The organism is Peribacillus sp. TH14 (genome assembly GCF_016651145.1).
In the GTDB taxonomy this organism is placed as follows: domain Bacteria; phylum Bacillota; class Bacilli; order Bacillales; family DSM-1321; genus Peribacillus; species Peribacillus butanolivorans.
The window spans coordinates 96,199-118,908 of record NZ_JAEKEK010000001.1; the positions used below are offsets into that span (position 1 = coordinate 96,199).

At 35.9% G+C, this 22,710-nt stretch carries 18 protein-coding genes and 3 pseudogenes; 6 read left to right on the forward strand and 15 right to left on the reverse strand.

Going from position 1 to position 22,710, the window contains the following annotated elements:
- Nucleotides 1–13 precede the first annotated feature (13 nt).
- Nucleotides 14–475, forward strand: coding sequence for an ImmA/IrrE family metallo-endopeptidase (locus tag JFU50_RS00620; RefSeq protein ID WP_201221332.1), 462 nt, complete (start codon nt 14–16; stop codon nt 473–475).
- A pseudogene (locus JFU50_RS00625) lies at nt 468–1,625 on the forward strand (tyrosine-type recombinase/integrase). The gene JFU50_RS00620 and the pseudogene JFU50_RS00625 overlap by 8 nt, the downstream one beginning before the upstream one ends.
- 129 nt (nt 1,626–1,754) lie before the next feature.
- Here JFU50_RS00625 and glnA read toward each other — a convergent pair.
- The 4 genes from glnA to hflX all read right to left on the reverse strand — a co-directional run bounded on the left by glnA (nt 1,755) and on the right by hflX (nt 6,262).
- Complete coding sequence (gene glnA, locus JFU50_RS00630; protein ID WP_053345435.1) at nt 1,755–3,089, reverse strand: type I glutamate--ammonia ligase; 1,335 nt, start codon at nt 3,087–3,089, stop codon at nt 1,755–1,757.
- Between the two features lie 40 nt (nt 3,090–3,129).
- Nucleotides 3,130–3,534 (reverse strand): MerR family transcriptional regulator, encoded by a 405-nt coding sequence (locus JFU50_RS00635; RefSeq protein WP_201181339.1) that lies wholly within the window; start codon nt 3,532–3,534, stop codon nt 3,130–3,132.
- A gap of 205 nt (nt 3,535–3,739) precedes the next feature.
- Nucleotides 3,740–5,008, reverse strand: a complete 1,269-nt coding sequence (locus JFU50_RS00640) for a methionine gamma-lyase family protein (protein WP_201181341.1) — start codon at nt 5,006–5,008, stop codon at nt 3,740–3,742.
- 12 nt (nt 5,009–5,020) lie between these two features.
- Entirely contained in the window at nt 5,021–6,262 is a 1,242-nt protein-coding gene (gene hflX, locus JFU50_RS00645) for a GTPase HflX (protein WP_201183364.1), read from the reverse strand.
- A gap of 178 nt (nt 6,263–6,440) precedes the next feature.
- On the opposite strand from hflX, the gene JFU50_RS00650 reads away from it, so the two are divergent.
- Nucleotides 6,441–7,049 carry a trimeric intracellular cation channel family protein gene (locus JFU50_RS00650; protein WP_201181342.1) on the forward strand — a complete coding sequence of 203 codons (609 nt, stop codon included), beginning with the start codon at nt 6,441–6,443 and terminating at the stop codon, nt 7,047–7,049.
- Nucleotides 7,050–7,086: 37 nt separating this feature from the next.
- Here JFU50_RS00650 and spoVK read toward each other — a convergent pair whose 3' ends face one another.
- The 11 genes and pseudogenes from spoVK to JFU50_RS00705 form a co-directional block, all read right to left on the reverse strand.
- Nucleotides 7,087–8,049, reverse strand: a complete 963-nt coding sequence (gene spoVK, locus JFU50_RS00655; protein ID WP_053348021.1) for a stage V sporulation protein K — start codon at nt 8,047–8,049, stop codon at nt 7,087–7,089.
- Between the two features lie 418 nt (nt 8,050–8,467).
- Nucleotides 8,468–8,701, reverse strand: a complete 234-nt coding sequence (hfq, locus tag JFU50_RS00660) for an RNA chaperone Hfq (protein WP_034313436.1) — start codon at nt 8,699–8,701, stop codon at nt 8,468–8,470.
- Nucleotides 8,702–8,704: 3 nt separating this feature from the next.
- Nucleotides 8,705–9,691, reverse strand: a complete 987-nt coding sequence (gene miaA, locus JFU50_RS00665; protein ID WP_201181343.1) for a tRNA (adenosine(37)-N6)-dimethylallyltransferase MiaA — start codon at nt 9,689–9,691, stop codon at nt 8,705–8,707.
- Nucleotides 9,692–10,608: 917 nt separating this feature from the next.
- Nucleotides 10,609–11,931, reverse strand: a complete 1,323-nt coding sequence (locus tag JFU50_RS00670; RefSeq protein WP_201221333.1) for an ATP-binding protein — start codon at nt 11,929–11,931, stop codon at nt 10,609–10,611.
- Between the two features lie 733 nt (nt 11,932–12,664).
- Complete coding sequence (locus JFU50_RS00675) at nt 12,665–14,605, reverse strand: FtsX-like permease family protein (protein ID WP_201221334.1); 1,941 nt, start codon at nt 14,603–14,605, stop codon at nt 12,665–12,667.
- Nucleotides 14,583–15,358: pseudogene (locus JFU50_RS00680) on the reverse strand (ABC transporter ATP-binding protein). The gene JFU50_RS00675 and the pseudogene JFU50_RS00680 overlap by 23 nt, the downstream one beginning before the upstream one ends.
- A gap of 98 nt (nt 15,359–15,456) precedes the next feature.
- On the reverse strand, nt 15,457–16,518 hold the full coding sequence (locus tag JFU50_RS31715; RefSeq protein WP_201221336.1) for a sensor histidine kinase: 1,062 nt from the start codon (nt 16,516–16,518) through the stop codon (nt 15,457–15,459).
- Nucleotides 16,515–17,222: a response regulator transcription factor gene (locus JFU50_RS00690; protein ID WP_201221338.1), complete on the reverse strand. Its 708-nt coding sequence runs from the start codon at nt 17,220–17,222 to the stop codon at nt 16,515–16,517. Before JFU50_RS00690 ends, JFU50_RS31715 begins: the two co-directional genes overlap by 4 nt.
- Nucleotides 17,223–17,419: 197 nt before the next feature.
- Nucleotides 17,420–17,875, reverse strand: coding sequence for an SMI1/KNR4 family protein (locus tag JFU50_RS00695; RefSeq protein WP_201181350.1), 456 nt, complete (start codon nt 17,873–17,875; stop codon nt 17,420–17,422).
- 741 nt (nt 17,876–18,616) lie between these two features.
- Nucleotides 18,617–18,943 (reverse strand): AzlD domain-containing protein, encoded by a 327-nt coding sequence (locus JFU50_RS00700; RefSeq protein ID WP_201181351.1) that lies wholly within the window; start codon nt 18,941–18,943, stop codon nt 18,617–18,619.
- Complete coding sequence (locus tag JFU50_RS00705; RefSeq protein ID WP_201183366.1) at nt 18,940–19,638, reverse strand: AzlC family ABC transporter permease; 699 nt, start codon at nt 19,636–19,638, stop codon at nt 18,940–18,942. Before JFU50_RS00705 ends, JFU50_RS00700 begins: the two co-directional genes overlap by 4 nt.
- Before the next feature lie 98 nt (nt 19,639–19,736).
- Here JFU50_RS00705 and JFU50_RS00710 point away from each other — a divergent pair, with 98 nt between their 5' ends.
- The 3 genes and pseudogenes from JFU50_RS00710 (at nt 19,737) to JFU50_RS00720 (ending at nt 22,308) form a co-directional block, all read left to right on the forward strand.
- On the forward strand, nt 19,737–20,297 hold the full coding sequence (locus JFU50_RS00710) for a helix-turn-helix domain-containing protein (RefSeq protein WP_201221340.1): 561 nt from the start codon (nt 19,737–19,739) through the stop codon (nt 20,295–20,297).
- Between the two features lie 211 nt (nt 20,298–20,508).
- Nucleotides 20,509–21,252 (forward strand): annotated as a pseudogene (locus tag JFU50_RS31890) (IS110 family transposase); the annotation flags it as partial.
- Nucleotides 21,253–21,321: 69 nt separating this feature from the next.
- The gene (locus tag JFU50_RS00720) at nt 21,322–22,308 is read left to right on the forward strand and encodes an NAD(P)-dependent alcohol dehydrogenase (RefSeq protein WP_201221342.1); all 987 of its coding nucleotides are present in this window, start codon (nt 21,322–21,324) and stop codon (nt 22,306–22,308) included.
- Nucleotides 22,309–22,710: the final 402 nt, after the last annotated feature.

A 22,710-nucleotide genomic window follows, 5' to 3' on the forward strand; every position in this document is an offset into this window, starting at 1 on the left:
CGTGTACTCCCAGATGCATTATAATAAATTACTTTTCGAATATGAAGAAATACCTGTGAGAGAAAAAGAACTTGAATATGGTTTTAAAGGATTATACAGGAACGGTCACATCATAATAGAAAGACGGCAAACAAAAGTAGAAAAAGGATGCATTTTAGCGGAAGAATTGGGTCACCACTTCAAAACTGTAGGAAATATTATTGATCAAACTAATCTAAATAACGTTAAACAAGAAAAAATTGCAAGGCGCTGGGCATATAACGAGATATTACCATTATCTTGCTTTGTGGCTGCCTACGAATATGGATGCACAAATCGATATGAAGTTGCTGATTTTTTAAACGTTACTGAGGAGTTCTTACAAGAAGCATTAGACAGGTATATAGAAATATACGGAGACTCTATCTATCATCACGATTTAACCATTAGACTTAATCCACTCAATATTATTGGGAAGGAGAGAAAATATGGCTAAATATTATAAATACAAAAAGAAGGGCTTAAACAAGGATTTTTGGGAGTATCGAATCTATTATCAGGATCCAATAACACGAAAGACTAAAGAAAAATCTAAAAAAGGATTTGAAAGTAAAAAAGAAGCCCAATTAGCTGCTGAGGAAGTAGAAAAAATGATTCGCGAAGGATTCGAAATAACTGCTGAATCATTAAATACGTACCTGAACATGTGGTTAAATGAACATAAAAAGGGTGCAGTAGCTAAAAATACATTTGAATTACACAAGCGTAATATTGAGAATCACATCATTCCATATTTCAAAAATATATTACTTAAAGATGTAAAACCCTTAATGTATCAGAAATTCATTAACCAACTAACTGAAAAAAATATAGCAGAAGAACAATAGAAATCATACACGGTACAATGTACAATGCCTTTGAAAAGGCCTTAATCTTGGGTAAAACCAATATGAATCCATGTACTGGAGTTACTATAAAAGGTGAACGTAATAACAACGGAATAAAGTTCATCGAATCAGAACAGATTGGTAATTTTTTAAAAGCGACCTATGAGTATGGATATATTTACTGGATATTTTATAAAGTACTTATTGAAACCGGTATGCGTAAGGGTGAAGCAATTTGCCTTGCAATGGACAGACATTGATTTAAAAGAAAAGACAATTACTATTAATAAATCCCTTGATTTTCAAGAAGCTAGTAAAGATAAAAGTAAAATGTTCGGTGATGTAAAAACCTATAATTCAAAACGTGTTATCACAATCAGCCAAACCATTACAAACGATTTACTTTTTCACAAGAAGTTTCAAAACCAAAACAAGTTGGCTTTACAAGATGATTTCCACCATGACCTAAATTTAGTGCTTTGCCGAAATGACGGAAACTACATGCCTAAAACAAGCCTTTTTAATTCATTTGCTCGTATCTTAAAAAAAGCTGGAATTCCACCTTTACCAATTCACTCTACACGTCATACTCATGCAGTATTGCAGTTAGAAGCAGGAGCAAGCATGAAATATATACAAGAGCGTTTAGGACATGGTAGTATGCAAATTACAGCGGACGTATACTCTCATATTAGTAAAAAAATAGATAAGGACACTATGGGTAAATTTGAGGAGCATATGAAAAATGTCCTTGAATAATTTTTTTGGATTTTTTTCGGGCAAAAATCGGGCAGGTTGGTAAATCCATTAGAATTAATGAAAAGATGCCCGAAAAACAAAGAACCCTCAACACCAATGGCATCAAGGGTTTCAAAGCTTATTTTGATATTAATAAGTAGACATATATTGTTCGCGTTCCCATGGGTGAACTTGTGTGCGGAACATATCCCACTCAATTTCTTTTGCTTCGATGAAGTGTTCAAGCAAGTGATCACCAAGAGCTTCTTTGATGATTTCATTGGATTTTAATGTTTCCAATGCAGCATATAAAGTAGCTGGTAGATCTACGATTCCTACTTCTTCACGTTCTTCTTTATTCATTACATAAATGTTACGGTCAACTGGAGCTGGAGGAGTTAGGTTGTTTTTGATACCGTCAAGACCAGCTTTCAATATTACAGCAAGTGCCAAGTATGGATTGGCTGCTGGATCGACACTACGTACCTCAACACGAGTACTAACACCGCGTGAAGCTGGGATACGAATTAATGGGCTACGGTTTTTAGCAGACCAAGCAACATAACAAGGAGCTTCGTAACCAGGCACTAGACGTTTGTATGAGTTAACAGTTGGGTTTGTTACCGCTGTGAAGCTAGGAGCATGCTTAATGATACCTGCGATAAATTGCTCTGCTGTTTTACTTAGTTCTAATTTTCCTTCTGTATCGTAAAAGGCATTTTGGCTTCCTTTGAATAAAGAAACGTTACAGTGCATACCTGATCCATTAACACCGAACAATGGTTTAGGCATGAATGTTGCGTGTAAACCATGTTTACGAGCAATCGTTTTAACAACCAATTTGAAAGTTTGGATGTTATCACATGCTGAAATTGCATCTGCATATTTAAAGTCAATTTCGTGTTGTCCTGGAGCTACTTCATGGTGGGATGCTTCAATTTCAAATCCCATTTCTTCAAGTTCAAGAACGATATCGCGACGGCAGTTTTCTCCTAGGTCAGTAGGTGCAAGGTCAAAGTATCCGCCTTTATCATTCAATTCTAGAGTTGGCTCTCCAGCTGCATCTAGTTTGAATAAGAAGAATTCTGGTTCAGGTCCAAGATTAAAATCAGTGAAGCCCATTTCTCTTGCTTCAGCAAGGACACGTTTTAAGTTAGTACGAGGGTCTCCATCAAAAGGTGCTCCATCTGTATTATAAATATCACAAATTAGACGAGCAACTTTACCTTTTTCAGAAGTCCAAGGGAAGATAACCCATGTATTTAAATCAGGATATAGGTACATATCAGATTCTTCGATACGTACGAAGCCTTCAATAGAAGATCCGTCAAACATCATTTTGTTATCAAGAGCTTTTTCTAATTGACTAACTGGGATTTCAACGTTTTTAATCGTTCCTAAAATGTCAGTAAACTGTAAACGGATGTACTTAACATTTTCTTCTTTTGCTAAACGAGTGATGTCTTCACGTGTGAACTTTGCCAATTTTAATTCCCCCTAAATAATAATTCATAAATCATATTTTTCATTGGAAAAAACGGGACATATCCCCTTGTCGAAGAGATGTTCGATGCTTACTGCCTTGTAAAAGCTCAGTACGTAGAAGCTTACGAAGCTCCTCGTCACTAAGGTCCTGTCTTATCTTTTCCGCTTGTTCTAAATCTTGAGTCTTAGGTAAGTTCTGTTCCTTTACAGTGAAAATTTTTTTTATGCCGGCCAGATTGACTCCTTGTTCGATTAAATCTTTAATCTCAAGTAGTCGATCAATATCGTTTAAAGAAAAAACCCGACGATTTCCATCTGTTCTCATAGGAGTAATTAGTTGATGCTCTTCGTAGTATCGAATTTGACGCGCAGACAATTCAGTTAGCTGCATCACAATTCCGATGGAAAAAAGAGGCATCGAACGCCGAATGTTGTTGCCACTCATTCTTAGCATCCTCCTTTTTTTATCTGATATAATCATATTACATGTTATTAAACTTGTCAAGATGATGTTACATTTTATGACGTGATATTTTTAGAAAAGCAAAATGATTTGTAACTTATCAAATATTATGACTATTATTTTTTCTGTGAATCCAGTTAAACTGGATTCTGAGACGAAAACTGAAAAAATTCAGCTAGTATTCTTATTACAATTGGATCAGTTTTTTATCCATTAAAGAATTCACAGCAGTCAACACGGCGATTTTAACATGAGCATATGTTAATCCACCTTGAACATAGGCAACATAAGGAGCTCTTGTCGGACCATCTGCTGTCAGTTCAATGCTTGCTCCCTGAATAAAGGTTCCTGCTGCCATGATCACATCGTCTTCATAGCCAGGCATATATGCAGGATATGGTGTCACATGCGAATTGATTGGTGATGCATATTGAATGGCCTGACAAAAGGCAACCATTTTATCCCGGTCATCAAATTGGACAGATTGAATTAAATCGGTGCGTTTCGCATCCCATCTAGGATACGTATTCATACCGATTTTTTCTAAAAAGGCAGCAGTGAACATGGCACCTTTAACGGCTTGTCCAACGACGTGGGGCGCAAGAAAGAATCCTTGATACATTTCCTGCAAACTATAAAGCGAGGCACCAGCTTCCGCACCAATTCCTGGTGATGTTAAACGATAAGAGCAAGCTTCGACCAATTCTTTTTTACCGACAATGTATCCACCTGTCTTTACTATTCCGCCACCTGGGTTTTTAATGAGAGAACCAGCCATTAAATCTGCCCCTACATGACACGGCTCTTGAGTTTCAACAAACTCCCCATAACAATTGTCTACGAACACGACGATTTCTGGGTTTATCTCTTTAACGAAAGAAATCATCTCTTTAATTTCATCAATCGTAAAGGAAGGACGTGTAGCATACCCTTTTGAGCGTTGGATTCCGATCATTTTCGTATTCGGTTGAATTGCCTGTTTAACGGCTTCAAAATCAACTGTTCCATATCCCGATAACGGAACAGCCTTATAACTAATTTGAAAATCACGCAAAGATCCGATACCCGAGCCTCGGATACCGACAATCTCTTCCAATGTATCATATGGCTTTCCAGTTATGTACAGCAATTCATCCCCTGGACGTAATATGCCGAACAGAGCAGTTGAAATCGCATGTGTACCCGAAATTATTTGTGAACGCACCAATCCCGCTTCTGCACCAAAGACATCGGCATAAATCAATTCAAGAGTGTCGCGGCCGATATCATCATATCCGTACCCTGTCGTAGGGATGAAATGAGAATCACTCACTCGATGTGCTTGATAACTTTGTAACACACGAAATTGATTTTCTTCAATTCGTTCATCAACTTGTTTATGTAACGGAGAAATCATTGCTTCTACTTCCTGGGCAATGTTTTTTAACACTTCTCCATGTGTTAACTGCTGATACATCTAAATTCCCCTTTATAATGAATATTTCTCTAGCTGGCCGGTTAATGGATGATCAGCTAGACAAAAACCTTTGCATTCATATCTTTCCGATCCTTCATTAAAGGAGAGAGTGCGCAATATGGTTTCATTTTTCAGCTGTGATAATAGTTTACCCTCACTTGAAGGGAGGAAAACATTATACGGGATCATTTCATCAATCACATACTTTTCAATTTCTTCCATGATTTGATTCAGGTCTGAATGATCATAGGCACTTATTAATAATGAAGCATTACTAGATGACCTTACAAAGTCAGTGTGAATCCTATCTTTCTTATTATACAACGTTAGCTGTGGAATGGAAGGGACTTCTAAGTCATTTAGCAAATCGTGTACCGTTTTCTCGTGATTAAAGTAATCCGAACTTGAGGAGTCGACAACGTGGAGCAATAAATCAGCTTCCTTCACTTCTTCGAGTGTCGAGCGAAATGCTGCGATTAAAGAAGTCGGCAAATCTTGTATAAAGCCAACAGTATCCGTCAGTAGCACGGTAAATCCGCTAGGAAGAATGGCTTTTCGAGTCATCGGATCAAGTGTAGCAAACAACTGGTTCTCCTCGAAAGAATCTGCCTCAGTTAAACGGTTGAACAGCGTTGATTTACCCGCATTCGTGTATCCGACCAGGGCAATTTGAAAGGTTTTATTTCGTTTCCTTCTGTCGCGATACCGTTCACGATGCTTAACTATCCCGCTTAATTGTTGTTTGATTTCATCAATTTTCCCACGAATGTGGCGGCGGTCGCTTTCTAACTTCGTTTCTCCAGGTCCTCTTGTACCGATTCCGCCTCCAAGCCTGGACATTGCCGTACCCTGCCCCACCAAACGCGGCAATAAATATTGAAGCTGAGCCAGTTCAACCTGCAGCTTCCCTTCTCTTGAGCGCGCTCGCTGAGCAAAAATATCTAAAATAAGCTGTGTCCGATCTATGATCCTTGCTTGCAAATGTTTAGAAAGATTACGAATCTGACTTGGAGATAATTCATCATTAAAGATAAATAGATCCGGCTCCAACTCTTCTTCTAAATTCTGAAGTTCCTCCACTTTTCCTTTACCTATATATGTAGACGGATCAACCCTTTCCCTTTTCTGAGTGATTGTCATTAGCACCTCGCCATTCGCCGTCTTCGCTAACGAAGCCAGCTCATCCAACGAATATTCAAAACGCTCGTCAGCCTCTGTTGTTTGGCATCCTATTAATACAGCCGTTTCCTTCATTGATTCATCCAAATCGGCACCACCTTTATGAAAGATTTCAGTTAATCATAACAAAAAAAATTAAACTTATAAAACTTTCGTAAAAACAAAGATTTTAACCATTTTAAATTATTCGATAACATGCTAAAATCAAATTTGACTTTAACATCAAATTGAAAAGACATAGAGGGAAAAACATATGACATGGGAAGTATTAAGCCTCATAGGTACAATTGCATTTGCCATAAGCGGGACCATTATTGCCATGGAAGAAGAGTATGATATTTTAGGAGTCTATATTTTAGGAATCGTAACCGCTTTTGGTGGAGGAGCAATCCGAAATTTATTGATTGGTGTACCTGTATCAACATTATGGGATCAAAGTTTCTATTTTATCATTGCATTAGTATCTATCACCATCGTTTTTGTTTTTCCTACCATTCTATCAAAGCATTGGGACAGATGGGGGAACTTAAGTGATGCGATTGGTCTTTCTGCCTTTGCTATACAAGGGGCCATGTATGCGGTTGATCTGAATCATCCCATAAGCGCCATTATTGTTTCAGCTGCGTTAACAGGATGCGGCGGCGGGGTAGTCCGTGACGTGCTGGCCGGAAGAAAACCATTAGTCTTTAGAAAAGAAATCTACGCAGTCTGGGCCATCATTGCAGGCTTAGCGTTAGGCAGCGGAGTCTTATCTCAGTCATGGCAGCTATATACGCTCTTTACCGCTATCACTTTATTGCGCGTCCTTTCCTACACATATAATTGGCACCTTCCTAATAAAAAATGGGTACCAAAAACATAAATCTGAAAGCCCGCCATTTTTGGTGGGCTTTCGTATGTCATTCTTTCTCATCATCCTCAAAAATTAAATCCTGGCTGGTTAAAGTGAGTAAATCGACTTTTTCAAACGAATCTTCTATTAATAGCCGCATTGCCTGCGCCCTAATCGACTTTTCAAGAACATTTCGGATATAGCGGCCGTTAGAAAACGATATAGGTCCACGAAACGAACGTAATATGATTAAATGATCTTTTAATTTTCTCTCAGCATCCCTGTTCATAATATATTCACGTTCCTGAAGCATTCGATCAGATATTTCCATCAACTGATCAATCGTATAATCTGGAAAATCTACAACAAGCGGGAACCTGGAATGAAGGCCAGGATTTAGACTGAGAAAATAATCCATTTCTCGTGAGTATCCTGCAAGAATTAAAATGAATTCGTGTTGTCGGTCCTCCATATGTTTCACGAGCGTATCTATGGCTTCTTTGCCAAAGTCCTTTTCGCCTCCTCTCCCCAAGGAATAGGCCTCATCAATAAATAATATCCCGCCAATGGCCTTTTTAATTAAATCACGCGTTTTTTGGGCCGTATGACCAATATATTCTCCGACCAAATCTGCCCTCTCCGCTTCAATTAAATGCCCCTTCGAGAGTACATTCATTTTTTGAAACAACTTTCCAATTAAACGTGCAACAGTGGTCTTCCCTGTTCCAGGATTTCCTTTAAACATCATATGGAGCGCTTGACGACCAGTCTTCAGCCCTCTTGTTTCCCGCTGCTTATTGATGTAGATCCAGGCATATATTTCTTTTATCATCCGTTTCATTTCTTCCATGCCAACTAGCGCTTTTAATTCATCTTCAATTTCCTTTAATGCTACATGCTGGTGGGGAATTTCTTGCACTAAAATTTCTTTTTCTTTTATCGGCAGATCCTTTTGTAGCGCTTTTCTATTTTCCGCATTAAACACAATGTTGATTTGCCCGTTATTTTTCATACGGATCGGTTGTTCCAATGCATTCACCTCTCCATCTTGGACCCCTGACGCCACAATTTTCATTCGATTTATGATGGCCATATGCCGTAGTAATGAGCACAGCCTTTAAACTAAACCAATCGGGAAATTCCCTTATTACTCTTCATGATTTCCTAAGCTTTTAGAATAATTAGCTAATTCCCTCTTCAAACGGCGACTTAATTAAACAGGATTCTCACCTCTAGAATATAAATACGACAATTTTATCTCCATTTCATCAATTCTTTTTTTGAAAATGTCATTTCCTGCGCTTTCCCGGAAAATAATCCGTCCCTTAATATATATTCAAAACGTGTGCGTAAAATAATCGAATCCTTGAAAAAGATACAAGAGTAGGCTCAAAAAAAAAAAACAGGTCGCTATAAGCGAAGCCTGTCTTTTTGATCCATTTATATGATTATTCCTTCACTTCGTAATCAATTTGGACATTACGTTGTGGAGCGAATGTAGAAATCGCATGTTTATAGACTAATTGCTGCTTGCCCTCTGATTCAAATAAAACAGTAAAATTATCGAACCCTTTAACCTGTCCTCTAATTTGGAAACCGTTTAATAAAAATACCGTCACATACGTACCATCTTTTCGTAATTGATTAAGAAACTGATCTTGAATATTTACTGATTGTTTCATGTATTAGTCCTCCTCTTTTCTCTCTAAATTTATGTATTCGCCTTTATTGAAAAGCTTTCCTGCTATAAACCCAGATATTTCATGTATTTTTTTTGAAAAATCTTCTAGATTGGTCATATCAAACCAAATTACATCCATTTTATTCCGGAACCAAGTCAATTGCCTTTTAGCATATCGGCGAGAATTTTGCTTTAAAGCCTCTATTGCTTCCTCTAATGATGCTCTTTCATCAATAAAATCATAGATCTCTTTATAGCCAATAGCCTGTATTGATTGGCAATCCCTCAAACCTTGATCATAAAATGACTGAACCTCTTGAATCAGCCCTTCTTCTATCATCCCGTCGACGCGCTGATCAATACGCTGGTATAATTTTTCCCGATCCATTGTCAAACCAATGATGCACGTATCATATTTCATTTCTGTCGGCTGTTCATCCAACTGCTCACTCATCGTTTTTCCTGTACAATGAAAAATCTCAAGTGCTCTGATTACCCTTCTTACATTATTAGGATGAATACGTTTTGCACTTTCTGGGTCAACACTCCGTAATTGTTCAAAAACAGGATCGATTCCTAATTCCTTAACTTGTTTTTCCAACATACCCCTGTAACTGGGATCAGATGGCGCTTCTGAAAATTGATAATCATAAATGACCGATTGTATGTATAGACCTGTACCACCGACGATAATAGGGAGTTTTCCTCTGTTTTGGATATCCTCGATACATGCATTAGCACGCTCCTGGAACTCAGCCGCGCTAAATGGTTCATCCGGTTCCTTAATATCAAGCAAATAATGAGGAATTCCCTCTGTTTCTTCTCTCTTGATTTTCGCAGTCCCTATATCCATCCCTTTATAAACCTGCATGGAATCTCCACTGATAATTTCACCATTAAATTGTTTAGCCAACTCAATGCTCATTTTCGTCTTACCAACAGCAGTCGGTCCGATGATAACGAGAAGTTTTCTTTTTTGTTGTTTCAACATTCTCACTGCCTTATATGATTTTTCCCTATCTTATCATAATCTCGGGGAAAGCAGCCAAACATCTATCCATTATGTCCAAAAGCTATTAGTTTATTCACATCTTCTATCGAAACCACCCTGAATAATATTCACTAAAACAAGGTGATTAATATTTTTTTAAGTGATGCTACTTTTTTCATTAAAAGGTTTATTTAGACGATAAAGGTGCTTTTCTCTCTGGAGAAAAGATGACTACGCACCCTAAAAGGAGTCGAGAAAAATGATTTATGAAGAAACATACCATTATCTATTACGTAATGTATCCTCTACTGAATTCGATACTTGCTTATATTCGCTATTACATATCGACTGGGAGGGTGTTGTTCAGCGTTCTTTACATCAAATGGCTCCAGGAATAGGCACAACAAAAAATATTTATATCAAACACTTAAAAAACTTTCGAACAATCAACATAAGGTTTTCATTCCCGTTGAAAGTAATGGTGAAAAGAAATAGATATTCAAACTTGCTTGACCGGCCATCTTGACTTCAAAGTAAAACAGACCTCTATTGTAAAAAATATAGTTTCTTCTATAGTAGTGTGTTTCGTAATTTACCAATCCATTCGAAAAGGTTACTGATGATGCCCCCTTATCGGATGTCTGTATTTTTCATAAGTAATCTTTCGTAAGGCCAGTCGTATCAAGGCTCCTAGCAACATAGTTATTAAAGGTACTAAAAGAAGGTTCTGAATAAATGGGATACTTAAAATTATTATGAATAAGGGAATGAAACTTGAGAGATTAAATAAGAGACAAACCATATTATTAACCACCTAAATCTGTATGTAATGCATTCTATAATAAAAAAAGAAAAATAGACCGTATCAAACCGGTCTATTTACTTTCCTATCATTAAATTCTCTATTACAAAAGGAACTAGCTCATTCTTCCATATACAGGTATCATCATCGTAACGGTGGTTCCTGTCTCATTAGACTTTACGGTAATGTCACCATCATACCTGTTAACTAAGTCTTTTACGATAAACAGGCCTTGTCCTCTAATCTCCCCCTTTTGTGCCTTTTTGGTAGAAAAGCCGCTGACAAAAATATTTTCCCGATCTATAGTAGAAATCATAGGTCCGGTATTGGTAACCTCAAACGTATACTTTTCTTCGTTGGCTTTACAGATTATATTCATTCGGCGTTCTTGCTCAGGTAATTCAGTCGTTGCCTCAATAGCATTGTCGATTACATTCGATAACATTTTAATCAAGTCAATTGTTTTGACCATGTTGAAAGAATTAGGAGAAACATCAAGTGTAATATCGATGTTATAATTCTGGGCTGAGAGCTTTTTCGTCTCTAAAAGTACAGATAAGCCAGGATGATTCACATCCAATTTCATCGATTCAATCGATCGCACTTCTTTTGAGAGACCGGTTAAATAATCTAATGCTTTACCATTTTCACCAAGCTTGAGAAGTCCATGTATAACTTGAATATGATTTGAAAAATCATGTCTTAATGAGCGGACAGAAGCGATAAGTGATTGAAATTCTGATTGATACGTATCCTCAGTATCCCCCACTTCCCGTTTCAATTCTTTTTGATACCATTTTTGAATCACAAAAAAGGTAACTAACAGCATAATAACAAAGCCCCCATTATAAACGAGGATGGCAATACTGCTTTTTAATACCTTTCCGTTAATGGTATTAATATCCTCTGCGCTCACATCAATACCTAAAAAACCAATAATGGCGCCTTCATGATCTTTTATTGGCACCCCTACAGTCAAATATTCGCCATATGCTGGATCCTTCAGTATTCCAGTAATAAAGCTTTTTCCTTCATAGGCTTGTTTGACCTGCTTTTTAGGAACCGTGCACACCCCTCCAATAGGAAATTCCTTTTTAGAATCTTTAGAAAACCCGGTAATCATAGCTCTCGATTCTTTCGGATTATCCACCATCAGAGTATATACATACAAAGCCCCAATTTTTTCCCGTGCATCCTCTAAGTAGGTTTCTATATCCGTATATTCTTGGCTCTTTACTGGGTTATTGAGGAAACGTTTATACGCCTCTATATCCATTGAGTCAGCAATAGACTTAGCGACTACCAAGTTTTGATTCGCAACAGATTTCTGAACAGAATTTTTAATACTTAAATAAGTAGAAAACATGTTTAGAAGAATAAATAGTATTAATAAAATAATGGTCAAATAAAGAAATGCCCTTAACTTTTTATTTTTCATAGCATTAAATTTACCTCATCTCTAGCAGTTAAAAGTTAACGAACCCATTCTGAGTTTACTATATAAAGGGACAAAGAAATAGAGAAAAATCAAATCACCTCTATAATAGCAGGCTTATAAGACTATATTTAATCAAATAATTACCAGATAATTCACTTCGTTCTTTTGAATTTTTCTCAACTTGCTATGATCCTGAAACTCTTTACATTTCAAACTACTTTAAATCCAATTTTTATAAACTAAAAAAACCATTCCATTTCCTTATATTTTACAAATAAACTAATAAAATCCAACATCTAACTATACGTTCCCCCACCTAAACTATGTTATTAACATTCAAAAAAGCCAATAATATTCTATTGCCTCTTGAAATAAATAATTTTACCCTTTATATGAAAATATTTCAAGAATGAAAAGGTTTTATGAGTACAATACATACCAATTTTCACATTATTTCATTCACCTTTTAGTAACATATTATCTAGCTAAACCAAAAAACAGTCTGTTTCACTCTTGCTGGCACTATTGAACTACTTATAGATTTTGAAAAAATCAAATTGAATTTGGCCTGTTCCTTAAGAATGAGGATAGAAACATTTGAAAGGGAACACCAAAGGTTCCCACTCATAGTCGTAGCTCACACCAGAAAAAACCTCTGGATTCAATATCTTAATATCAAACAAGAAGGAATCAGAGAATAAGCGTCTGATTCCTTCTTAATTGGCACCTTATTCTATTTAATCGTACTAATAACTGCCCGCTCATACATTATCTTTGTTACTTGGTAATATAGTAGCTGAAGAAGAAAATAGGTTCCGATAACTATAGCCGAATAGCCGAGCAAATTAGAGCCCAATAAATTACTTAATGCGACGAAAGCAACGATCGCATGAATCATCCCAATTACAAAAGGAACAAAAAATAGAATGCGTATCTCAGCACTTAGGATTTTGCGGATTTCTTTTCCTGTTAACCCCATTCGATGCAGAGCATTAATTTGGATTTTTTTATCTTCCAAATTCGTAAACACACGAAGATACATCATGCTTCCTTGGACGATAAAGAATAATAAACTGACAAACAGGCCGATAAATAGTGTTAACATACTTCCCTGCCTCACTTTCTCATAAATCGGTGCTCTTGTTTGCACTTTATTCTGTTCAGGGTTAATAGCTATTTTTTCGATTTTCTCAGATGCTTCTATTGCATCCTCCCAATCTTTAACTTCGTACCCGCGCACCCTTACCTTTTGTTTTAGAGGCACATTATCAGTAATATCAGTATACAACTTATCATCGACAACCATCAGAGTAGTTGCTAATCCGATTGGGGCTATTACGGTTTGATTCCGCTGCCCTAACATAGTTACCTGTATGATATTTTTTCCATAATGAAGTTCCTTTTGATCACCTCGTTGTACGAATTGAGAATCTAGTGTTGCATAAGGAAAAATAAATAACGCTTCATCTCCCGACAACTCGACAGGGTCTAGCTTTCGAAATGCTGCGACTTTGTTATAGTCTCTTTCCGAGATTAATAATGACTGATTTTCACTAGGTTCTCCTGTACCTATTTGGGGAATCATAGTTGTAACCGGCACACCTGTCACATTGACTTTGTAGGGTACCTTAAATCCATCTTTCTTTAAGGTTTTCTCTACTTCTGAAGGCTCAATAACGGAATAAACAGAAGCATCATTTTCTATCCAGCCGATTGCTTGTGGAATGTTATCCATTCCCTGCTTCTTTAAATCTGCAGTGAACATAAAAAGCGTTCCAGCTGCTGTCAAAATGACAGCAGTAATAATCGAAGTCAAAAAGAATAATCTCGAATAATTCTTAATATCAAAAATAAGGTTAGTTTGAGTAATTAAATTCGTCCCATTATATAAGCTTTTCTTCTTCCTATACAGCCTTCTGCACATAGCAACAATACTTTGGCTGAATAAAAAATAAGTACCAATCAGCACGAAAAATAAAATCGGCAATACTCGTAGTAATGAATTGTTTAGTGTCATAGTAGCTGCCAAAAAATAAGAAATACTTAAACAAATTACGGATAATGCAATTAACCACTTGGATACGAATGGCATCTTTTTTGGTTTTTGTTTATCTTTTAGTAAATCGACTACCTCTAAATTTTCGATTTGTAACAAAGATAGGAGTGATAATAACTGAAATAATAAAAAGAAACCAACAATCGTATAAACAAAGGCTTTAGGGACCAAGACAAATGCTAATGGTTCATCGACCGCTAATAAAGACGAAACAATCATTAGGAACAACTTTGAGAATAAAAATCCCAAACCTACCCCAATCGCAATCGATACAAGAGACACAATCGTTTGCTCCATATAAATTAGTCTTCTAAGTTGAGATTTAGACATTCCAAATAGTGTGAGCAAACCAAACTCTTTTTTTCGCGGCTGTATAAAAGCTGTATTAGAATAAGAGATAAAGAAAACGGAAAAAACAATGATTACTATTTCAGCCGCAATAAGCGCAACACGCACAATCTGCCCACCACTAATATTTGCATTGACTATGTCAGGATGAAAGATAAAGGATGCATAGATAAAAAAGATTGAAACGGAAAAGACAATGCTGAAAAAATAGGCAAGATAACGTTGGGTATTTCCTTGGATATTTCTCTTAGCGAGATGTCGAAGGTTCATGATAGCCACCTCCCAGTACACTCAACGTATCTAAAATCCGTTGATAGAAGCTCTGTCTTACCCCTCATTGTGAACCTCTGAAAAGAACTTACCATCTTTAATAAATAGAATCCGATCACAAAAACTAGCAGCAGTTGGGTCATGGGTGACCATTAGTATGGATGCCCCTTTTTCCTTCTGAAGCGTTGTGAAGGTATCCATCACCTGCTTGGCAGATTTGGAATCTAAATTACCTGTCGGTTCGTCCGCTAAAATAATTGATGGTTCGTGAATCATTGCTCTTGCACATGAGGTTCGTTGCTGTTGACCTCCAGAAATTTCAAAAGTCCGTTTATCTAAAATTCCCTCTATACTAAGAAGATGTGCCAACTGATTTACTCGATCTTCCATTTCTTGCTGTTCATAATGATCTAACGCTAAAGGAAGAAGAATATTTTCACGAACTGTGAGTGTATCAAGAAGGTTAAAATCCTGAAAAACAAAACCAATTTCCCTCCTGCGAAACAAAGCAAGATCACGGTTTTTCAATTCATTAGGGTTTTTTTCATTTAGAATGACTTTCCCAGAAGTGGGCCTATCAATGGTTGCCATTAGGTTCAGCAAAGTTGTTTTTCCGCTCCCGGATGGTCCCATCACCCCAACAAACTCCCCTTTTTGAACATCCATGGTAAAGTTGTCTAACGCTTTATGAAATAAATTTCCTTGCTTTTGAAAATAGGTTTTGGATAGTTGCTCTGTTTTTAATATCGCCATCTATATGACCTCCTCTTTCTAAAGTAAAGTATAAAGAATAAAGCAGGAGGCTCACATCGATGTTTATTACATAACCGCCTAACAACCTTACAATTTTGTCATCTTTCATGTAAGGTATTTGTGTTAAAGAGAAATTGCACTGTAGATCCCTCAGGAACAGTCGATTGAATGCTAACCCTATGTCCAAGCCTGTTAACGATTTCCTTTACTAAGTATAATCCCATTCCCGTCGACTCTTGTTGTGTTCGTCCATTTTCTCCTGTAAAAAATGGATCAAACACTCGTTTTAAGTCATGAGGGGCAATTCCTATGCCTTGATCCGTAATGCAAAGGACAATATCACGACCTTTTTCTGTAATGCTGAACGTAATAGTATCCCCCACTCCCTGCCTTGAATACTTCAATGCATTAAAGACAACTTGACTGATGGAAAAGTGGAGCCACTTACGATCTGAATGCACTTGAAAATTCTCATTCTCAGTTTCAAGCTTGGGATAAATGGTCCGTTGAATGAACTGTTTTTTTTCCTCGTTAATTACTTGCTTGACTAGATTTATTAAATCAATCGGCTCGGCCTTTACATCCTCAGAAAAACGCTGCAGCCTTGCTCCGTGTAAAATAATTTCCAGCCCCCTGCGAAAACGGTCATTTTCCTCTCCAAGCTCTTTAAGAAAACCCTTCATCGACTCATCCGAAAATGTCCTTTTCCCTTCTTGAATTAGTAAAGAAATGACTGAAACAGGCGTCTTCATTTGATGAACCCATTGGTGAATCAAAAGCTCATATTGTTCCTTCATTTTTATTTGTTCTTGTAATTGCGTAATAGTAGCCTGGTTCATTTGGTGAAAAAGCTCAATCCATGTTTTTTGTTCCTTTGTCACAGGATTCATAAAGATTTCGACAAATTCAAAAGTCAAACTCGGTTCTTGCTTCATCCTTACTAACTGATTAAGAAAACGGTAATGCCTTATGTAATCAATCGCTAAAAATAGTAACAGCATAAAAATGGAGAGAACAATCATATAGAAGATATTAGATATCGATATCTGATTTCCCGCTTCTAGAATGACTAATACATATGTAAGAATAAGCAAACATCCTAATAGAATGGTATAAAATATAAAATAAAGACGGTCTTTTATAAAGGAAAGTAGATTCACTTATCTTCACCTTCCATTACCTTGAGCCGATACCCTTTTCCTCTGCTGGTTTGTATGGCATGTTTGACGCCAATGTCTTCGAGTTTTCTCCGTACCCTTGTGACATTGACTGTCAAAGTATTATCATCAACAAATGAATCATCATTCCATAAGGCTTCAAGTAAATCTTCACGAGAAACAATGGTGTCGTACTGTCGAATTAAACAATTCAATAAACGAAACTCATTTTGGGTTAATATCGCCTGATTTTGCTGGTATTCAATCATCGCCTTTTCCGTATAAAGGGTTAATCCATCCATTTCTTTTACCTGTTGATGGAGTGATGATGTTCCAGCATACTCGCCATATGCCCGTCGAAGAGCACTCTTTATTTTCGCTAGTACGACTTCCAAATGGAATGGTTTTGTAATATAATCATCACCACCATGTTCAATTGCCATGACTTGGTTCATTTCATCAGTCCTTGCTGAGATAAATAAAATGGGAACTTTTGAAATCGTCCTCATTTGGCGGCACCAATGGAAGCCATCAAAAAAAGGTAGATTAATATCCATTAAAACCAAATCAGGCTTCATCTCTTTAAACTCGACAAAGACATGGTCTAATCTCTTAGCTTCAGAAACTTCATACCCGTATCTTTTTAAATAATTGATTAATATTGCAGCTATTTTGACATCGTCTTCAACCAAAAAGATTTTATACATCTTTTCCTCCTCTAACGAATAGTTTTCAATACCAAATTTTACAAGTTACGAAATCAATATACCTATTCGAAAATGCATCTCTTGTTTATGTAATAATTTCCCTTCTACTCAGAAATCATATCAATCTGTGCTTTCTTTGTAAATTCACAATAAAAAACCTTGAAAGGTCAGAGCCAATCAAGGGGATTCAAATAAAATTAGATTTCCTCTGGGATCTTCAGTCCCTCAATGAAAGATTTAAAACTTTCTGCAACCTTATATATATTTTCATCCTGGCTTGATGGATCCGAATACCAACCCTGATCCCAGAAATAAACTCCTTTTTCCTCTTCGTTATATATAAGCAAGATTTTACCAGCATACGTGTCATTACCTATGATTATACAATTCTTATGTAAGTCTTTTTTATTCTCCTCATGCCATTTCTGTAAATCAAGCTCTTTTTCCTCAAGATCCAATCCATATAATACATTTAAACAAACGAGGGTGTCTAACGCATCCACATAAAACTTGCAGTTTTGTACAGTAGTGGTACCACCATTATATTCAAGGAGAAATTGTTTATAATCCCCAGGGATTTCAAAACCCACATATTTTTCAAAGTTATTTACTGCATCTTGCGAGCCTTTTCCGTATCCAGTAATATTTACCATTCTATCAACTCCATTTCAATTTTATGTGTAGCAACATACTATTAATATATTACTCTTCACTACATGCTAATCCTGATTCTTCAAGAAATATTCACTTCGAAATTTCAAATTAGGGGCTATTTTTGAGGTTTTTTAACAATATAGGTATCTTACCTATTACCTTTCAGCCAAAATTCAGTCTTTTTGCTAAAATAAATAGCCAAGTTGATTATTCTTTACGATGATAATTCACGGAATAAGTCCTAGCGACCATTAAAGCTTTGACAACGCCCCCTAGCTCTTCTCTCGATGAGACCCTTGAAAAATACTTTTTTTAAATATATTAACATAATTTTACTAATTTTTTCAGTATTTTCTGATATTTTTTTATTACAATTCTATGTCAACTTAAGAACAAACGTTGTTAAAAAAGGATTTCTCCCCGCTTAGAGCGAATATAAATTTTGAAAAAATGTGTAGAAGAAGGTCTTAAAACTAGAACATAAAACAAAAGATTTAGTCTATATAGCAAGAATGAAAGAAGCAAAAACACAGGTATTGGTTTTCAACATTCAAGTTCTGTATCCTATCCAAAATGTCAATAATCACCACACCCCTATTAAAAGGTTGAATGTGACGATTTTATGGCGTGGCGACCCCCATTCTTAAACTCATGCTCCCGATAACTGAATAAACACCTTTGATTCTCAAATATGAAATTAATTAAATATTAGCTAATCTAATATGCATTTATTAAAACTGTTAATTGAATATATACCTTACAATAGCCATAAGAACTATTCCAGCTATTACTGTAACTGATAAACTCTTCGTCCATAAGGCTATAATTAGAGTTGGTACAATAACAGTAAGTACACTCCAATCAATTGATATTAGAGATTCATCTTCAATGATAATGCTGTCAACGACAAGTGCTGTAAGAATGCAAATAGGGATAAATGAAAGCCATTTAGTTATGGGCATTGGAAGAGTAATATTTCTTACAACCAAAAATGGAATAATTCTTGGAATAAGGGTTACAATTGCACATCCCAAAATCACAAGAATAATGGTTAAGTTAAAACTCATTTGTCTCTCATCACCCCGATTGTTGCAACAATAATAGTCGCTAAAATAATAGCTATATGAGAAGGAACAAACATACATAGAAGGAACATTGTTATTACAACATACAGGACTAGAGATATGTAAAGCTTAAGTTTGCCTTCTTTAATGCTTTGTAATTGTAAAACAAGTAATGTCAAAAACATTGCTGTTAAAGCAAAGTCTAATCCTAATATTTCTGGATTAGAAATCCATTTACCAAAGATCGCTCCTAAAACGCAGGATATGATCCAGGATATATAGGCTGTTATGTTTAATCCATTCATCCATTGATCATTAATCTTTTCACCTTTAATAATTTTGTTAATGGCAACACCAAATGATTCATCCGTAACAAGTGCTCCAATACCAATATTTTTCATTAAAGAATATTTAGTAAAGTGAGGAGCTAGGGTCATACTTAATAAAAAATTTCGTAAATTCACAATAAAAGTCGTTAATATAATGACTGAAATTGGACTTCCTGACACTAATAATGCACAAATGATAAACTGAGATGCACCTGCATAAACTAATGTTGATAATAAAGCAATTTCTAAAATACTCAGATTTGAAGATACTCCAACAATTCCTGCTGCAATTCCAATACTGATGTATCCTATTAAGGTTGGAATGCAATCTTTTACCCCTTGATGAAATGTAAGAATGTTTTCGTCCATATCAATTACTTTTAACACTTCATTAATACCTCCTTGTTTGTTATATTGTACATTTGTATGTTATAATAAACAACAATAAGTTTAATGGAGGATTATTTATGGAACCTATTGAAGAGGTTATAGCCAATAATCTTGTCAATTTAAGAAAAAAACGAGGATTGAGTTTAGATAAAGTAGCTAATCTTACGGGAGTTAGCAAAGCGATGTTAGCTCAAATTGAAAAAGGGAAGTCTAGTCCAACCGTCACTACTCTATGGAAAATTGCAAATGGATTGCAAGTATCTTTTTCTGTTTTTATGAAGGAAGCTGTAAAGCCACAAATTGAAAAAATAAACATTAATCAACTACCTCCAGTAATTGATAATAATGGAAATTATCTTGTCTATTCTATCTTTCCATATCATCCAGAAAAAAAATTCGAAATTTTTACAGTAGACTTAAAGCCTGGATATAGTCATATATCAGAAAAGCATCTCGGTGAAGAATATATACTGATAAAAAGTGGTGAACTTACAATTGATATACATGGTAAGGGGTTTGTATTAACTACTAATGAAACAATTAACTTTAGTTCTAGTACTGAACATAGCTATATAAACTCTTCAAAAGAACTAGTTAGTTTTTACATACTTATCTATTATCCTGACGACATTCATTAAAGAAGTTCTAAAATAGCCAACGTATATGATGTCCTTCATAGTTAGTTTCTTATTGAATGAAGCATAAGATATTTAATATTAATTAATTTAAGGTAGATAAAAAAATGCTCACATTTCACTTGAAATGCGGGCATTTTTGGGTTTAGAAGATGCTCATAAAGACTCATTCTTGTTCAATTACTCTTGTTTTCATCTTCAATATAATCCTGACATTAATATAGGAGCTAGCTTTCATGTCGCTTCTTGTATTAAATTATATGCTTTTTTACACCCGAAAGGATAGCTTGGAAACGCACTAAAACCATGAAATTCAACATCGATAGTTCTGGAATTGCTCAGTTTTTATAAGCTCTAAGACAAATAGAAAGACAGTTTAGTATAACAAAAGAGGATTTTTTGATTTTACTAGAGCCCACTTGTGGACATTATTCATATTTGGTTCAACAGGCTTTACTAAATGAAGGGTATGATTTGTTCCAAGTTGAAAATAAATCTGTTGGAGAATTTCGCAAAAATAATTTAGGGATCAATGAAACTCAAATTCAATGGGTGCAAAGGTAGTGTCTTTTAGGGATGGCATAAGCTATTACATCTTCATGCAAGGCGTTACCCTTATTAGACCACAAACGGTATTACAATCCCTATTTAGAACCGTTATGCGATATTGGTATTTAAATATTCAACTTACTCGAAGCAAAAATCAAGTTCAAAAATTATTATAGGTTACTCACCCAGTTTTGAACAAAGCTTTCAAGAAATTGGGTTCTCCTTCTGTTATGAAATAGTTTTAGAATATCCTATTGGGTTACACACGAAAGCATCGACTGAAGAGAAATTATACAAAGCTATATCAAAAGCAGGTGCAACAAATGTTGCGAAGAAGGCTGCAGAAACACTAGTAGAAGTTATGCCCAATACTGAACATCTCGTTGGAAGGCAGCAGTTGATAATAAAGAGTGAAAACTTCGTTCTATTTATTCGTGTTCGTAGATATGAATGAATAGAACGAAGTGGAGGAGGATAAATGAAAGCAATTGTGTATACAAAGTACGGTCCACCCGACGTTCTTCAGTTGAAAGAGGTAAAAAAACCTACTCCTAAGGAAAATGAAATACTGGTAAAAGTAAAAGCGACTACCGTAACAGTAGCAGATATTCGGTCAAGGAGTTTTACAGTTCCTCTTTCTGTTTGGCTGCCTGCTCGAATAACACTTGGTTTTAGACGTCCCAAAAAATCTATATTGGGTTTGGAGTTATCTGGGGAAGTTGAGTCAGTAGGTAAAGATGTCAAGCAGTTTAAGGAAGGTGACCAGGTTTTTGCAGCTTCCCAAATTGGTTATGGTGCTTATGCCGAGTATAAGTGTCTACCTGAAAATGGACCAGTATCTATTAAACCCAACAATTTATCTTTTGAAGAAGCCGCTGCCATTCCAATTGGGGCACGAACAGCATTGTTTTATCTTAGAAAAGCTAACATTAAGAGTGGTCAAAAGGTTCTTGTCTATGGTGCTTCAGGAAGTGTAGGAAGTTATGCAGTACAGATTGCCAAGTATTTCGGAGCAGATGTTACAGGGGTATGCAGTACCACGAATTTAGAATTGGTAAAATCTCTGGGAGCCGATCAGGTAATTGATTACGCTAGAGAAGATTTTTCGAGTAAGGGCGAGACTTACGATGTTATTTTTGAAGCGGTAGACAAAAGTTCGTTTTCAGGTTGTATGAAATCCCTAAAGAAGGACGGAACCTATATAAACGTCACTGTACCATTACCTGGTGTGCGAATGCTATGGACCAAATTGACAAGCAACAGGAAATTAATTTTGGGTCAAAATTCACCTGAAAATTCCGAAGCTCTAAACTTCCTCAAAGAACTTGTTGAGACGGGGAAGTTAAAAGTGGTCATTGACAGATACTATGCGTTTGAAGAGATAGTTGAAGCTCATAGATATGTCGAGAAAGGACACAAGAAGGGAAATGTCGTCATAACTGTGGAACATAATAGCAAATCCTAATAAATGGAGCACTATTCTATCAATGATTGGGGCAATGGAATCTGTTTATGGGTTAGGAAACCATTGAAACACAAGAGTGAGTTTTCAATTAAGATAACATCAAGCTATCATTAAGCTAACGGGTGCTTTTCTTGAATAAACACCAATCCGAATCCTTTTCCCTTATTCATTATGATGCAAAAAAATCCCTACTTTTTAATCGCAAACAGGGATTTTTTCTTTGTTTAAATATTGCGTTTTTCTCAAAGCACTACACTACATTGAAGAAGAAAATACTTAAACTACTTTAATCGCTTCTTCAATTGTTTCAAATGGAATGATTCATTCACCAACGGTCCACACTTCCTCCAAACTACTTTATTTTTCCTTGGAGGATTTAACACAGTATGTTTAAATCAGCCT

What these genes read in the sequence shown, in the direction of transcription:
- miaA (WP_201181343.1), bottom strand. Translation starts at nt 9,691, where the DNA reads ATGTTGAAACAACAAAAAAGAAAACTTCTCGTTATCATCGGACCGACT.
- JFU50_RS00675 (WP_201221334.1), bottom strand. Translation starts at nt 14,605, where the DNA reads ATGAACCTTCGACATCTCGCTAAGAGAAATATCCAAGGAAATACCCAA.
- JFU50_RS00640 (WP_201181341.1), bottom strand. Translation starts at nt 5,008, where the DNA reads ATGTATCAGCAGTTAACACATGGAGAAGTGTTAAAAAACATTGCCCAG.
- JFU50_RS00720 (WP_201221342.1), top strand. Translation starts at nt 21,322, where the DNA reads ATGAAAGCAATTGTGTATACAAAGTACGGTCCACCCGACGTTCTTCAG.
- JFU50_RS00650 (WP_201181342.1), top strand. Translation starts at nt 6,441, where the DNA reads ATGACATGGGAAGTATTAAGCCTCATAGGTACAATTGCATTTGCCATA.
- hflX (WP_201183364.1), bottom strand. Translation starts at nt 6,262, where the DNA reads ATGAAGGAAACGGCTGTATTAATAGGATGCCAAACAACAGAGGCTGAC.
- JFU50_RS00635 (WP_201181339.1), bottom strand. Translation starts at nt 3,534, where the DNA reads ATGAGTGGCAACAACATTCGGCGTTCGATGCCTCTTTTTTCCATCGGA.
- hfq (WP_034313436.1), bottom strand. Translation starts at nt 8,701, where the DNA reads ATGAAACAATCAGTAAATATTCAAGATCAGTTTCTTAATCAATTACGA.
- JFU50_RS00705 (WP_201183366.1), bottom strand. Translation starts at nt 19,638, where the DNA reads ATGGACGAAAACATTCTTACATTTCATCAAGGGGTAAAAGATTGCATT.
- JFU50_RS00690 (WP_201221338.1), bottom strand. Translation starts at nt 17,222, where the DNA reads ATGTATAAAATCTTTTTGGTTGAAGACGATGTCAAAATAGCTGCAATA.
- JFU50_RS00670 (WP_201221333.1), bottom strand. Translation starts at nt 11,931, where the DNA reads ATGAAAAATAAAAAGTTAAGGGCATTTCTTTATTTGACCATTATTTTA.
- JFU50_RS00700 (WP_201181351.1), bottom strand. Translation starts at nt 18,943, where the DNA reads ATGAGTTTTAACTTAACCATTATTCTTGTGATTTTGGGATGTGCAATT.
- JFU50_RS00695 (WP_201181350.1), bottom strand. Translation starts at nt 17,875, where the DNA reads ATGGTAAATATTACTGGATACGGAAAAGGCTCGCAAGATGCAGTAAAT.
- JFU50_RS00710 (WP_201221340.1), top strand. Translation starts at nt 19,737, where the DNA reads ATGGAACCTATTGAAGAGGTTATAGCCAATAATCTTGTCAATTTAAGA.
- JFU50_RS00620 (WP_201221332.1), top strand. Translation starts at nt 14, where the DNA reads ATGCATTATAATAAATTACTTTTCGAATATGAAGAAATACCTGTGAGA.